At 33.2% G+C, this 15,178-nt stretch carries 12 protein-coding genes and 2 pseudogenes; 12 read left to right on the top strand and 2 right to left on the bottom strand.

Going from position 1 to position 15,178, the window contains the following annotated elements; translation table 11 throughout:
• The first annotated feature begins 129 nt into the window (after positions 1-129).
• On the top strand, positions 130-1,197 hold the full coding sequence (gene recA / locus DYE31_RS07845) for a recombinase RecA (RefSeq protein ID WP_015900175.1): 1,068 nt from the start codon (positions 130-132) through the stop codon (positions 1,195-1,197).
• A gap of 274 nt (positions 1,198-1,471) precedes the next feature.
• On the top strand, positions 1,472-3,031 hold the full coding sequence (gene rny / locus DYE31_RS07840; RefSeq protein WP_015900176.1) for a ribonuclease Y: 1,560 nt from the start codon (positions 1,472-1,474) through the stop codon (positions 3,029-3,031).
• A 107-nt stretch (positions 3,032-3,138) separates the two neighbouring features.
• Here rny and DYE31_RS07835 read toward each other — a convergent pair whose 3' ends face one another.
• A complete protein-coding gene (locus DYE31_RS07835; RefSeq protein WP_015900177.1) occupies positions 3,139-4,131 on the bottom strand; it encodes a YeiH family protein in 993 nt (330 codons plus the stop codon).
• 121 nt (positions 4,132-4,252) lie between these two features.
• On the opposite strand from DYE31_RS07835, the gene DYE31_RS07830 reads away from it, so the two are divergent.
• Entirely contained in the window at positions 4,253-5,077 is an 825-nt protein-coding gene (locus DYE31_RS07830; protein ID WP_015900178.1) for a LysR family transcriptional regulator, read from the top strand.
• Between the two features lie 65 nt (positions 5,078-5,142).
• Here the strand turns inward: DYE31_RS07830 and DYE31_RS07825 are convergent, their stop codons facing one another.
• The gene (locus DYE31_RS07825) at positions 5,143-5,361 is read right to left on the bottom strand and encodes a hypothetical protein (RefSeq protein ID WP_015900179.1); all 219 of its coding nucleotides are present in this window, start codon (positions 5,359-5,361) and stop codon (positions 5,143-5,145) included.
• Positions 5,362-5,621: 260 nt separating this feature from the next.
• Here DYE31_RS07825 and DYE31_RS07820 point away from each other — a divergent pair, with 260 nt between their 5' ends.
• The 9 genes and pseudogenes from DYE31_RS07820 (at position 5,622) to opp4B (ending at position 15,174) form a co-directional block, all read left to right on the top strand.
• Complete coding sequence (locus DYE31_RS07820) at positions 5,622-6,422, top strand: TIGR00282 family metallophosphoesterase (protein WP_015900180.1); 801 nt, start codon at positions 5,622-5,624, stop codon at positions 6,420-6,422.
• Positions 6,423-6,528: 106 nt separating this feature from the next.
• Positions 6,529-8,304, top strand: coding sequence for a 2-oxoacid:acceptor oxidoreductase subunit alpha (locus DYE31_RS07815; protein WP_015900181.1), 1,776 nt, complete (start codon positions 6,529-6,531; stop codon positions 8,302-8,304).
• Positions 8,291-9,157, top strand: coding sequence for a 2-oxoacid:ferredoxin oxidoreductase subunit beta (locus DYE31_RS07810; protein ID WP_015900182.1), 867 nt, complete (start codon positions 8,291-8,293; stop codon positions 9,155-9,157). Before DYE31_RS07815 ends, DYE31_RS07810 begins: the two co-directional genes overlap by 14 nt.
• 200 nt (positions 9,158-9,357) lie before the next feature.
• A complete protein-coding gene (locus DYE31_RS07805; protein WP_015900183.1) occupies positions 9,358-9,879 on the top strand; it encodes a type II toxin-antitoxin system YoeB family toxin in 522 nt (173 codons plus the stop codon).
• An 81-nt stretch (positions 9,880-9,960) separates the two neighbouring features.
• Positions 9,961-10,251, top strand: coding sequence for a thiamine-binding protein (locus DYE31_RS07800; RefSeq protein ID WP_015900184.1), 291 nt, complete (start codon positions 9,961-9,963; stop codon positions 10,249-10,251).
• Positions 10,252-10,441: 190 nt separating this feature from the next.
• A pseudogene (gene opp4A, locus DYE31_RS07795) lies at positions 10,442-12,166 on the top strand (oligopeptide ABC transporter substrate-binding protein).
• 65 nt (positions 12,167-12,231) lie between these two features.
• A pseudogene (locus tag DYE31_RS07790) lies at positions 12,232-13,213 on the top strand (ABC transporter ATP-binding protein).
• Positions 13,214-13,225: 12 nt separating this feature from the next.
• The gene (locus tag DYE31_RS07785; RefSeq protein WP_015900187.1) at positions 13,226-14,212 is read left to right on the top strand and encodes an ABC transporter ATP-binding protein; all 987 of its coding nucleotides are present in this window, start codon (positions 13,226-13,228) and stop codon (positions 14,210-14,212) included.
• Entirely contained in the window at positions 14,209-15,174 is a 966-nt protein-coding gene (opp4B, locus tag DYE31_RS07780) for an oligopeptide ABC transporter permease (protein WP_015900188.1), read from the top strand. The genes DYE31_RS07785 and opp4B overlap by 4 nt, the downstream gene beginning before the upstream one ends.
• Positions 15,175-15,178 lie beyond the last annotated feature (4 nt).

The raw sequence follows: 15,178 nt of genomic DNA, 5'->3' as shown, positions 1-15,178 counted from the left end.
GCTTAAATAGGATTTTTGATTGAAATTAATCGAACAAACATTCGCAAATTGCTTGTGTTTTATCATCAAACACTGTATAGTATTAATTAAGATAATTAAGAGACTAAATCTCGATTAGGAGGTCCAATATTGGATAATGAACGTCAAAAAGCGCTAGATACTGTCATTAAGAATATGGAGAAATCGTTTGGTAAAGGTGCAGTTATGAAACTAGGCGACAATAAAGCACGTCGTGTTTCAAGTATATCAAGCGGTTCTGTAACATTAGATAACGCTTTAGGTGTCGGTGGATACCCTAAAGGAAGAATTGTAGAAATTTATGGGCCAGAAAGTTCTGGTAAAACTACTGTAGCTTTACATGCTATTGCGGAAGTACAAAAACAAGGCGGCGTTGCAGCATTTATCGATGCAGAACATGCACTAGATCCTGTTTATGCTGAAGCATTAGGTGTAGATATCGATAACTTATATTTATCTCAACCAGACCATGGGGAACAAGGTTTAGAGATTGCTGAAGCATTCGTTCGAAGCGGTGCTGTAGATATTATTGTTGTCGACTCAGTAGCAGCTTTAACACCTAAAGCTGAAATTGAAGGTGAAATGGGAGATACACATGTTGGTTTACAAGCACGTTTAATGTCTCAAGCATTACGTAAACTTTCTGGTGCCATTTCTAAATCAAATTGTACTGCTGTTTTCATCAACCAAATCCGTGAAAAAGTCGGTGTTATGTTCGGTAACCCTGAAACAACTCCAGGTGGTAGAGCATTGAAATTCTACAGTTCAGTTCGTTTAGAAGTACGTCGTGCTGAACAGTTGAAACAAGGTCAAGAAATTGTGGGTAACCGTACTAAAATTAAAGTTGTTAAAAACAAAGTAGCACCACCATTCAGAGTAGCTGAAGTAGATATTATGTATGGTCAAGGTATTTCTAAAGAAGGCGAATTAATCGACTTAGGTGTTGAAAATGATATCGTTGATAAATCAGGTGCATGGTATTCATATAATGGAGACAGAATGGGTCAAGGTAAAGAAAATGTCAAAAATTATTTGAAAGAGCATCCTGAAATCAAACAAGATATTGATAATAAATTAAGACAAAAATTAGGTATTTTCGATGGCGATATTGAGGAAAAAGATGAAAAACAAGCTGAAGCAGAGAAAAATGAAAATACAAATTTATTTGATGAAGAATAGTTAAGTAGTAAAGTTGAGCCTGTTTTCAAGTGGACAGGCTCTTTTTTTACATAGCAATCATTGTATTATTTTAAAACGAATTTTATAGATAAAAATATAACTATATATTTCTAAACACAATATTTTGAATTAAATAGTGAGCACCAATTATTAACCTTGACACTCCTTGTATTTAAAAAGTACAATTAGTATGTATGATTCTTATATAACTTCATATAATCATATTGAAACTGATATACAAATAAACAAAATCCTAGAAAAAGGAGGTGTTTGTGTGAATTTATTAACCCTCCTACTCATTTTGCTGGGGTGTATTCTAGGAGTTGTTGTAGGGTATATTGCAGCCCAAAAAGTTTTGCATGAGAAACAAGTTCAAGCAAAACAAACTGCAGATGATATTATAAATCAGGCGAACAAAGAAGCAGATAATCTCAAAAAAGAGAGATTACTTGAGGCTAAAGAAGAAAATCAACGTTTAAAAGAACAAACCGAAAATGAACTTCGTGAAATACGTGGTAATCTTCAAAAACAAGAGGCCCGACTCCTTCAAAAAGAAGATAACTTAGAGCGTAAGTCTGATCTATTAGATAAGAAAGATGAGATTTTAGAGCAAAAAGAATCGAAAATTGAAGAAAAACAACAACAAGTAGATACAAAAGAGAGTAGTGTTCAATCAATAATAATGAAGCACGAACAAGAATTAGAACGCATCTCCGGTCTCACACGTGAAGAAGCAATTAATGAACAATTCCAACGTGTTGAAGAAGAACTGTCACAAGATATTGCAGTACTTGTTAAAGAAAAGGAAAATGAAGCAAAAGAAAAAGTTGATAAATCAGCAAAAGAATTATTAGCTACAACTGTTCAGCGTTTAGCAGCTGAACATACGTCAGAATCTACAGTATCGGTAGTAAACTTACCTAATGATGAAATGAAAGGACGAATTATTGGACGAGAAGGTCGAAATATTCGTACATTAGAAACATTAACAGGTATAGATTTGATTATTGACGATACACCAGAAGCTGTTATCTTATCTGGCTTTGATCCAATTCGACGAGAAATTGCACGTACAGCGTTAGTTAACTTAGTTTCAGACGGACGGATTCATCCAGGACGTATTGAAGATATGGTAGAAAAAGCGCGTAAAGAAGTAGATGATATTATCCGTGATGCTGGTGAACAAGCAACATTTGAAATCAATGTTCATAATATGCATCCAGATTTAGTTAAAATCTTAGGTCGCTTGAAATTTAGAACAAGTTACGGTCAAAATGTCTTAAAACACTCAATTGAAGTAGCTCACTTAACAGGAATGTTGGCTGCTGAATTAGGTGAAGATGTGACATTGGCTAAAAGAGCTGGTTTATTACATGATGTTGGTAAAGCTATTGACCATGAAGTTGAGGGCAGTCATGTAGAAATCGGTGTTGAACTTGCTAAAAAATACCATGAGAGTGAAACAGTTATTAATGCAATCCACTCTCATCACGGTGATGTAGAACCAACATCAATTATCTCTATATTGGTAGCAGCAGCAGATGCTTTATCTGCAGCTCGTCCAGGTGCGCGTAAAGAGACACTTGAAAACTATATTAGAAGATTAGAGCGTTTAGAAGCTTTATCTGAAAGTTACGATGGTGTTGAAAAAGCATTCGCAATTCAAGCTGGTAGAGAAATCAGAGTGATTGTATCACCTGATGAAATTGATGATTTGAAAGCACACCGTCTAGCGAGAGATATTAAAAAACAAATAGAAGATGAACTACAATATCCAGGACATATTAAAGTGACAGTTGTTCGTGAGACGAGAGCAATTGAATATGCAAAATAATTTTTGAAATCATAACCCTAGACCATGAAGGTCTGGGGTTTTATTATTTCCGAATTTAGTAAAGTAAAAAGACGAGAAATAATAAAAATCTCGCCTTTACATATAATTTAGTAGATGGAATTCAATAATAAAAATGTAAGTGCGGATAAACAAAGTGATATAACTATGACAGCAATTAATGGTTTAAAAGCACGGTTCTTTAAATCTTTAAATGAGACATTTAATCCTAAAGCGACCATAGCCATCATCATAAAGAGATTTGTGATGAAATCGAGTACATTCATAATCGTTTGAGGGATATTAATGTACGTATGAATTACGGCCATAATTACAAATCCAATTAAAAAGTAAGGAATATCAATTTTTTGGCTTTCATATTTGTTCTTAGATCGGAATTTCATGATTATTATTAAAATAATGCTGACGGGTATCAGGAGGAATACACGACCTAATTTACCTAATAAAGCAATACTTAATGCCTGATCTCCAGAAAAGTCAGCTGCAAGCACTACATGGGCAATTTCATGCAAACTAGTACCAGTCCAAGCCCCGTATAATTGTGGTGATAAGTGTAAGAAACTATCAAAAACTGTATAACTAAGTGAAAAAATAGTTCCGATCAAAGCGATAATACCAATACTAATTGCTGCATCTTTTTCGCGGGATTTAAGAATTGAACTTGTTGCCGCTATAGCAGCGGCTCCGCAAATACCAGTACCAATTCCTAGTAAAATACCTAAATTTAAATCTCCTTTAATCCACTTATTCAAAAAGTAAATACCAGCTATACTGAAAATTACTACTCCAATATCTACAAGAAGCAAAGTTCCACCTTTAGTGATAATTTCATTAATGTTTAGTTTCAGACCATATAAGACTATAGCAAGTTTCAATAAACGTTTTGACGAAAATTCAATACCATTTCTGTAATTCTCTGGGTAACCTTTAAAGTGTCGATATAATATAGCAATTAAAATAGCGATTGTTAGCGCACCGACTTTATCTAAAATGGGTACTTTAGATAAAGTTAAACTTATAATTGCAATGATGAGCGTAAAGACAATACCAAGGATGAAATATTTATTTTTTGAAGCAGTCATTACATCATCTCCTTTGATTTAAGATTAGCACCTTAACTTTATATCGTGAAATAAATAATTAGTATAATAGTTATAACAAATTTGTTATAATCTTCGGTGGGGTAGGGGAGGCAAATTTAAAATGGATCCATTTAAAGTACTGATTGAAGTGGTAAAAGCACAAAGTTTTACGAAAGCGGCTGAAAATCTTTATACATCACAACCTTCTATCAGCCGAGATATTAAAAAGTTGGAAGTTGAATATGATGTTAAAGTTTTCGAATTCAAACATTCAAGAATGACTTTAACTAGTGATGGAGAAAAATTATTCAGGTATGCTCTAAAACAAAAGCATTTAGAAGAAGCACTTAGAAGAGATTTAAAACAAGCACCCCATACAATATCTGGTGAATTAACAATCGGAAGCAGCTATACTTATGGTGAATACCGTTTGGCTCAAAAACTTGCCGATTTAGCTCATCAATATCCTCGTTTGCATATACATGTACATTTAGACAATTCTGAGCATGTCATTGAGAATATAAAGCGTAATGTAATCGATATAGGGATTATAGAAAAAGAAATTCAGGTCAATATGATAGACAGTAAGAGAATCGAAAAAGATGAAATGGTTCTTATTCGAAAAAAAGAGAGTCAATATAATATGGATACATGTTTTGTACGTGAAAAAGGTTCCGGAACACGTGTTTATCAAGAAGAAGGATTAGCGCAATTTGAACTGCATCCATTTTTAGTTGAGATAAATAATACAACTTTGATAAAACATATGGTTCATGATGGTTACGGTTTCTCTATAGTTTCCAAAAAAACATTAACGCCTTTTGATAAAGAAAAACTAGAGATTATACCTTTAAACATTGAACGATATTTTTATCTGTTAACGCATACAAATAAATACATTGATCAGAATATGGAATTATTGATTAATAAATTTACAAAGGAATAGGCAATAAAAATAGGACATACCGCTTCGGTATGTCCTATTTTTATTGCTTTATCTTTTTTAATTAATTATTTGCTTAGTAATAAATCAGTGTTTTTAACTTCTTTTAAAACTTCACAAGTATCGAAAGCATTTGATGATAAATTAGCATATCTCTCAGCTAAACGATAAGCGTTGATATAAAGTTCTAAAGAGTCTTTTGCGATGTCTTCTGGGTCCTCACTTTTTGAAGGATTTGATTGAAGTACAAGTTCTGCAAACTTTTCGGGATCAATGTTAATTGACATTTAGTTATTACATCTCCTATAAATTTGATAGACAAATCATAACATAGAAACAATTTTCAAAAAAGTATCGCGATAAGCGATAATTGACGTATTTTTGAACAATCTTACTATGTCTTGCCTTAATGATTCTTTACCCCCTCTCCATAAAATTAAATATATTTTTGGAAAAAGTTAATGAAAGAGTGGAATCTTGCTTATTATAGACTTTTCAATATTGACCTTTTCTATTAAACTAACTAATAAGAGAGGATGAATTCACTTTGAGAATATTATTTATCGGTGATATTGTCGGTAAAGTAGGTAGAGAGGCGATTTCAACTTATTTACCGAAACTTAAACAGCAATATCGTCCCACAGTTACAATCGTGAATGCAGAAAATGCTGCACACGGAAAAGGGATTACTGAAAAAATTTATAAAGAATTATTAAGAGAAGGCGTTGATTTTATGACCATGGGTAATCACACTTATGGACAACGTCAAATTTATGAATTTATCGATGAAGCAAAACGCATGGTACGACCAGCTAATTTTCCTGATGAGGCACCTGGTATCGGAATGCGTTTTATACAAATAAACGAAGATAAACTAGCAGTCATCAATCTTCAAGGACGTGCATTTATGCAAGACATAGATGATCCTTTTAAAAAAGCAGACCAATTAATAGAAGAAGCACAAAAAGAAACACCATATATTTTTGTGGACTTTCATGCTGAAACGACGTCGGAGAAAAATGCGATGGGATGGTATTTAGATGGTCGTGCAAGTGCTGTTGTTGGAACACATACACACATTCAGACTTCAGATAATCGCATTCTTCCAAACGGTACAGGTTACATTACAGATGTAGGTATGACAGGATTTTATGATGGTATTTTAGGAATTAACAGAGACGAAGTCATTTATCGATTTATTTCAAGTCTTCCTCAAAGACATGTTGTTCCTGATGAAGGCCGAGAAGTTTTATCTGGTGTTGTGATTGATTTAAACAAAGAGGGTCAAACTAAAAATATTGAACGAATTTTAATTAATGAAGATCATCCATTCGACATGTTAAAATAAGTATCGTCCATTAGTATGAATTTATAGTAAAACCACTGTGAATATAGTAAAACAGTGGTTTATTTTGTTATGATTAATAGTGAATTAAATTACAGGAGGCAAAGGTATGAAATCACAAGTATCATGGAAAGTTGGCGGTCAACAAGGTGAAGGAATCGAATCGACAGGGGAAATCTTTGCCACAGCTATGAACCGTAAAGGGTACTACCTATACGGTTACAGACATTTCTCAAGCCGAATTAAAGGCGGTCATACCAATAATAAAATTAGAGTATCAACAAAGCCAGTTCATGCTATTAGTGATGATTTAGATATTCTCGTTGCATTCGACCAAGAAACAATTGAGTTAAATCACCATGAGATGCGTGACGACAGTGTGATTATCGCTGATGCGAAAGCTAAACCTTCTAAACCTGAAGATTGCAAAGCACAACTTATTATTCTTCCTTTTACTGATATTGCAAAAGAATTAGGAAATAAATTAATGAAAAATATGGTAGCTATCGGTGCGACTTGTGCCGTTATGGATTTAGATATCCAATCATTTGAAGCACTTATTGCAAATACTTTTGGTAAAAAAGGTGAAAAAATTGTAGAAAGCAATATTCAAGCTTTACACCAAGGCTATGATGCAATGAAAGAACAAATGCCAGAATTAGAAGGCGATTATCACTTAGAACCAAGTGATTCTGAACCGCATCTTTATATGATTGGTAATGATGCAGTAGGTTTAGGTGCGATTTCTGCAGGTTGTAAATTTATGGCTGCTTATCCAATTACACCAGCATCAGAAATTATGGAGTATATGATTGATAATCTGCCGAAAGTCGGCGGAACTGTTATTCAAACTGAAGATGAAATTGCAGCTGCTACAATGGCAATTGGTGCAAATTATGCAGGTGTACGTGCATTTACAGCTTCTGCAGGTCCTGGTTTATCATTGATGATGGAATCAATCGGTCTATCTGGTATGACAGAAACTCCGCTTGTTATTATCAATACACAACGCGGAGGCCCTTCTACAGGATTGCCTACTAAAGAAGAACAATCAGATTTAATGCAAATGATATACGGTACACATGGTGATATTCCGAAAATTGTTATTGCGCCAACTGATGCAGAAGATTCTTTCTATTTAACAGTTGAAGCATTCAATTTAGCTGAAGAATATCAATGTCCTGTTATTATTTTAAGTGACTTGCAATTAGCATTAGGTAAACAAACAGTTGAGCAGTTAGATTACGACCGTATTGAAATCAAACGCGGTGAGCTTTTACAAGGAGATATTGAAAGAGAAGAAGATGATAAATCTTACTTCAAACGTTACGCACTTACTGCTAACGGTGTATCTCCAAGACCTATTCCAGGTGTAAAAGGCGGTATTCACCACGTCACAGGTGTAGAACACAGCCAAGAAGGTAAACCAAGTGAATCTGCACAAAACCGTCAAGAACAAATGGATAAACGTATGCGTAAAACAGAAAACTTATTAATTAGTGAACCTGTTATTGATGATCAACCGTATGATGAAGCGGACATCTTATATATTGGATTTATTTCAACTAAAGGTGCTATCCAAGAAGGAAAAGCACGTCTTGAAAACCAAGGTGTCAAAGTAAATCATTTACAAATCAGACAATTACATCCATTCCCAGCAGAAATAGTGCAAGAAGCAGTAGACAAAGCGAAAAAAGTAGTAGTAGTTGAACACAACTATCAAGGTCAATTAGCGAATATATTAAAAATGAATGTTAATGTTCACGGTAAATTGATTAAACAAACAAAATATGACGGTACACCATTTTTACCGCATGAAATTGAAGATAAAGGATTAGAGATTGCCAAAGAGACTGAAGGAGTGGGTACAAGTGGCAACATTTAAAGATTTTAGAAATAACGTTAAACCAAACTGGTGTCCAGGTTGTGGTGACTTCTCAGTTCAAGCTGCAATACAAAAAGCTGCGGCGAATGTCGGATTAGAACCTGAAGAAGTAGCATTAATCACTGGTATTGGTTGTTCAGGACGTTTATCAGGCTATGTAAATTCATATGGTATGCACGCTATTCATGGTCGTGCATTGCCAATTGCACAAGGTGTGAAAATGGCGAATAAAGATTTAACTGTTATTTGTTCAGGCGGTGATGGAGATGGCTATGCAATTGGTATGGGTCATACTATTCATGCTTTACGCAGAAACATGAACATCACTTACATTGTTATGGATAACCAAATATATGGTTTGACTAAAGGACAAACATCACCATCTTCTGCACCAGGGTTTGTGACGAAAACAACTCCAAAAGGTAACATTGAGCAAAATGTAGCACCTTTAGAACTTGCATTATCTTCTGGTGCAACCTTTGTAGGACAAGGTTTCTCAAGTGATATCAAAGGACTAACTAAACTTATTGAAGAAGCTATCAATCATGATGGTTTCTCATTTGTAAATGTCTTTTCTCCATGTGTAACTTACAATAAAGTAAATACTTATGATTGGTTTAAAGAACATTTGGTATCTATTGATGATATTGAAGATTATGATACTGCTGACAAAAACAAAGCAATTCAAACAGTGATTGATCATGAATCACTACTAACTGGTATCGTTTATCAAGATAAAGAAACACCGTCATATGAATCTCAAATTGAACAAATGAACGGTGAACCTTTAGCAAAACAAGATATCAAAATTGATAAAGAACAATTTGAAGACTTAACAAAACAATTTATTTAATAAATATAATAGCTTTCATTATGTTGTTAATAGGGTATAAACCTATAAAGGCTTAATGAAAGCTTTTTCTTTTTGAAATGTAGTTTTCATACATAAATATAATATTATTTTATATAATTCAAGTTAATTATTCGATTAAACGTTTGGTAAACCACTTTAATTGGGTATTGTGAAATATGTCATATTAAAGAGGTGGATAAATGACACAAGAGATTAATAGAAATGATGAAGAGAGTGCTAAGCAGCAAAGATTATTAGACAACATATTCACGAATTGTTTAGGAAAATATCCCGATTATTTAAATAATCAAAGTGATGATAATGATATAGATAAAGAAGGACTAGAAGAAAGAAAATATTTACTTAAAACTGCTGCTAATCGTGAACATTTAGCAAGATGTATACGTGATTATGTAAATGGGGGTTTAGTAAAAGTGCTTGTGGATGAGAGTATGTTAATAGATTTCACAGAATCTGCAAATCAAGATCACACACATTTCAAAAGTCGCAATAAAGAACTAGTTGAAAAGTTTAATAAAAGAGTTCAACAAATTAAAGGAAATATTCCTTTTGATGAAGATAATAAGCCTGTTCCATTAATGGTTAAAAGAGTGAAGTGCGGAGGATTTAAATCGATAGCAATAGACGACATACATCGTCTTGTTTTTAAAGTTGTTGAAAACCGTCTTATTATAGTGAGTTGCTATTACCATACAATATAAATATTTATGTAATACAAATACACACTTCATTTAAAATTTGATACATTTAAAGTAACTACTGATGAAAAGAGGAATTTTGATATGCAAGATACGTTGATGAGTATCCAAGTTTTACCTCAAACACCAAACGGCGAAGATGTTATTCCATACGTAGATGAAGCGATAGCAATTATTGAGCAATCTGGATTAGATTTTCGAGTAGCTCCTTTAGAAACAACCGTTCAAGGCACAATGAGCGAGTGTTTAATTTTAATTCAAAGCATTAATGATAGAATGGTTGAGTTGGAAGTACCAGGAGTTATTAGTCAAGTTAGATTTTATTATGTACCTACAGGTATTACCATGGAAGAATTAACAATAAAATACGATTAAAAGGCATATATATTTATTGCTTGAGGCTCAAGTATTCACTTTTTACATGATGAATACTTGAGTCTTTTTTTATTTGCAAAAGTGTAATTAAATAGGTTGATAAAAATAGAATGTAAAGTTGACACAATAGTCAGACAATTAATATAATTCGATTATAGAATTTCGCAATGTAGATTAAAGGAGGAATTATATGAAGAGAAGATGGTTTAAATTAGCAATTGTATTGTTGTCTTTGCTATTAGTTTTATCAGCTTGTGGCAGTAAAAAATCTGATTCTGATAATGCAAATGGAGAATCAGGAAGTACTGGGAAAAGTAATGCGAAAGGCGGAACTTTAAAAATCGGTTCCGGTGCACCACCAGAAGGAAACTTCTCAGGAATATTTGCAGCATCTTCAACTGATGCTGGTGTAATTGGTTTGTTCAGTGATGGGCTATTTAAAATGGATGATCACTTACAAATGAAGCCTAATTTAGTTTCATGGAAAGAAGTTGAACCTGCTAAAAAGTATAAGTTCACTTTGAAAAAGGGTGTTAAGTGGCAAAACGGCGACCCACTTACAGTTAATGACTGGATTTTTACTTTAGAAACTTTAGCAAACCCTGAATATGATGGACCACGTTATGATACTGTAGAAGCTATTGAAGGGGCAAAAGAAAAACATGAAGGTAAAGCAGAAACAATTTCTGGTATCAAAAAAATTGATGATTATAATGTAGAAGTTACATTTAAAGAAAAGAAAGTTAACAATTTATTGAGAATTTATAGCGGGGATTTATTAAACGAAAAGATATTCAAAGATATCCCTGTTAAAGATATGGCTAAATCAGATGCTGTGCGTAAACATCCAATTGGGTACGGACCATTCAAAGTTAAGAAAATCGTAGACGGTGAATCTGTACAATTTGAAAAATATAAAGATTATTGGAAAGGCGAACCTAAGTTAGACAAAATCAACTATAAAGTTGTTGACCAAAATGCTATTGTAAAAGCACTTCAAAACGGTGACATCGATATGGTTAGTGAAGGTACAGCACCAATGGCTAAACAAATTAAAGAGTCTAAAACAGATAATGTTAAAATTTTAACTTCGCCATCAACTTCATATATGATCGTTGGTTTCGTGTTAAACGGTTATGATAAAAAAGCAATGAAGGTTGGAGAACCACGTCCGAAATACCAAGATGTTAAATTAAGAAAAGCAATGGACTACGCAATTAATAAAGACGAATGGATTAAAGCTTTCTTACAAGGTTATGGTAAACCTACTAACTCGTTAATCCCAACAAACCATTGGGTTTCTCAAGGTAATAAAGGTTTAACTGATTACAAATATAATGTTAAAAAAGCAAAACAATTGTTAGATGAAGCAGGATATAAAGATAAAGATGGAGACGGCTTCAGAGAAGATCCTAAAGGTAAAAAGTTTGAAATTAATTTGAAACACTATGCTGGTACAAACCCAACATTCGAACCAAGAACTGCTGCATTAAAAGGTTATTGGGAAAAAGTAGGTTTAAAAACAAAAGTTAGCATGGTTGAGTTTGGTAAATTTGGTTCAGATTTAGAAAATGCTGATAAGAGCATGGAAGTTTATTTCAGAACTTGGTCACAAGGTGCCGATCCAGATCCATCAGGCTTGTATAAATCAAATGCTCTATGGAATGAATCAAGATACAACAATCCTGAATCAGATAAATTATTAGCTGAAGCAACAGACTATGATGTAGTTGGAAATAGTAAAGAAAAACGTAAAGATATCTACTTAAAATGACAAAAAATATGGAATGAAGAAGTACCTGTTATTCCACTTGTTGAGCTAGAAGATATTACTTTAGTAAGCAATAAAGTTAAAAACTTTGAAGTTTCTTTCAAAGGTTCTAACCCTGCAAATGAATGGACTGTAGAAAAATAAAGTTTTGCTTGTAAAAGCCTCGATAGATTTCGAGGCTTTTTCTAAGCAAAAGAGGAGTGTTTAAATTGACATCAGAGAATATATTAGAAATAACACAATTAAGAACCAGCTTCTACATAAAAAAAAGATTGGTTTTCTACAGTAAATAATATTAATCTATCAGTAAAAAAAGGAGAAATTCTCGGAATTGTAGGAGAATCTGGATCTGGGAAATCAGTTTTAAGTTTATCTGTAATGCAATTATTACCTGAAAAAATAGCACGAATTGACCAAGGGGAAATCAGTTTTAAAGGAAAGCGTATAGATAATATTAAAGAAAGTGAATATAACAAAATGCGTGGTAAAGAACTTTCAATGATTTTTCAAGAACCTATGACTGCTTTAAACCCTGTTTTTACAATAGGAAACCAACTTATTGAAAAAATAATTTTACATCTAAAACTAAGTAAAAAAGATGCAAGAGAAAGGGCGATTGAGCTACTTAATCAAGTTGGAATTCCTAGAGCTGCAGAAGTAATAGATAACTATCCCCATCAGTTATCTGGAGGTATGCGTCAAAGAGTAATGATAGCTTTAGCGATATCGTGCCAGCCAGATTTGCTGATTGCTGATGAGCCTACCACTGCACTAGACGTAACCGTTCAAGCTCAAATTTTAGAACTTTTAAAGAAAATAAGAAAAGAAAATGATATGTCTATCATATTCATTTCACATGATTTAGCTGTAATATCTGAACTTTGTGACAGAGTTGCAGTTATGTACGCTGGAAATATTATTGAAACAGGTTTAACAAATGAAATTTTCCAATTTCCAAAACATCCTTACACTCAAGCTTTGATTAGGTCGATTCCTAAATTGGATGAAAGGACTGAAAAATTAGAAGTAATTGAAGGAAGTGTACCTTCATTAGTTAATATGCCGAAACAAGGATGCAGGTTTGCAAATAGATGTCCTTCTGTAATGGATATCTGCAAAACAGGAGATATATCTTTGAAACAAATTGATGCAGAGCATAAAGTTGCTTGTCATCTATATGATGCAAATTAATGGAGGGAAACTATGGATAAAAAGACAATCTTAGAAGTAAATAATCTCAAACAATATTATCCAATCAAAGGTGGATTTTTCCGTAGAACTGTTGGACATGTAAAAGCTGTCGATGGTATAAGCTTCAAAATAAAAAAGGGCGAAACAATGGGTTTGGTAGGTGAATCTGGTTGTGGTAAATCTTCTGCTGGAAGAAGTATCTTAAGGTTGCAAAAACCTAGTGAGGGGACAATAACTTTTGACAACGAAGATATTACTCATCTTAAAGGTAAAAAATTACGAGAAGCTAGAAAAGGATTTCAAATGGTCTTCCAAGATCCATATGCATCTCTAAATCCTTTACAAATGGTTGGGGATATAGTCGGAGAACCGATAAAAAATTATACTAAAAAATCGAAAAAAGAGTTAGAAAAAGAAGTTAAAGAATTATTGTTGAAAGTTGGATTAAATACTGAAGATTATTATAAGTATGCACATGAGTTTTCTGGTGGACAAAGGCAAAGAGTAGGAATAGCACGTGCATTGGCGTTGAAACCGAAACTGATTATTTTGGATGAACCAGTAAGTGCATTAGATGTTTCGGTTCAATCACAAGTATTAAACTTGTTAGATGATCTTCAAAAAGAATTTGACCTAAGTTATTTATTTATCGCACATGATTTAAGTGTTGTAAAACATGTAAGTGACTATATAGGTGTTATGTATTTAGGTCATATTGTTGAACAAGGACCAGCAGATGAAATATACAAAAATCCTAAACATCCATATACGCAAGCACTAATTTCAGCAATTCCAGAAATTGATCAAGAAAAAAGGAAGGAACGTATTTTGTTAACAGGTGATTTGCCATCTCCAGCAAACCCTCCAACTGGATGCCCGTTTCATACTAGGTGTCCCATAGCTCAAGAAGCATGCAAAACAACAAAACCTGAATATAAACAAGTTAATCCTAATCATTTCGCAGCTTGTTTGTTGATTGAGGAAGAGGTGGAGAAATGATTCAGTTAATTATACGTCGATTATTATTAATGATTCCTTTATTATTTTTAATTTCAATAGTTATCTTTGGTATTTCAAAATTACAACCTGGTGATGCGTTTACAGGAGCGGGCTCTTCATCTGAAAATTCAGCGCAATATTTTGAAGCCCAAAGAAAAAAATTGGGTTATGATCAACCTATTCATGTTCAATACATAAAATGGGCTGAAAAAATTGCACATGGTGATTTAGGTGAATCAGTTAGGTTTAAAAGACCTGTAATTGATTTGATAGAAGAGCGTATGCCGAACACGATTATTTTAGGAACACTCAGCTTGATTATCACATATATTTTAGCGTTTCCTTTAGGAATTATTTCTGGGCGCAAAGCTTATTCACCTTTAGACTACACAATACAAGTTGCCAATTATTTCTTATTGGCCTTACCATCATTTGTAGCTGGTGTATTTGCGATATATTTATTTGCATTTCAGTTAAATCTATTTCCATTCCAAGGATCAGTTACGATAGGTTTGGAGGAAGGTACGTTTCCTTATTATATGAGTAAACTTTATCATGCATTCTTACCAGCTTTAATACTAGGAGTCATGTCAACTGCAGGCTATGTTCAATTCTTAAGAAACGATATTATTGAAAATTCTCGTAAAGACTATGTAAGAACAGCAAGATCTAATGGAATTTCAACAAATAAAATATATAACAAACATATTTTGCGGAATTCAGTTATTCCAATTGTTACTTTCTTTGGTGGAGATGTTTTATCAATTTTTGGTGGGGCAGTTATTACTGAAACTATTTTCTCTTATCCAGGTATCGGTAAACTCTTAATCGAAGCGATTAGCGGTAAAGATTATCCGTTAATGATGGCTTTATTACTATTCTTTTCATTCTTAGGATTATTAGCAAACTTAATATCAGATATTGCATATAGTATTGTTGATCCAAGAATTAAGAGCAACTAAGGAG

It is taken from the genome of Staphylococcus carnosus (assembly GCF_900458435.1).
GTDB classification, from domain to species: domain Bacteria; phylum Bacillota; class Bacilli; order Staphylococcales; family Staphylococcaceae; genus Staphylococcus; species Staphylococcus carnosus.
The sequence above is the reverse complement of the archived record's forward strand: the minus strand, read 5'-3'. Positions and strand labels throughout refer to the sequence as shown.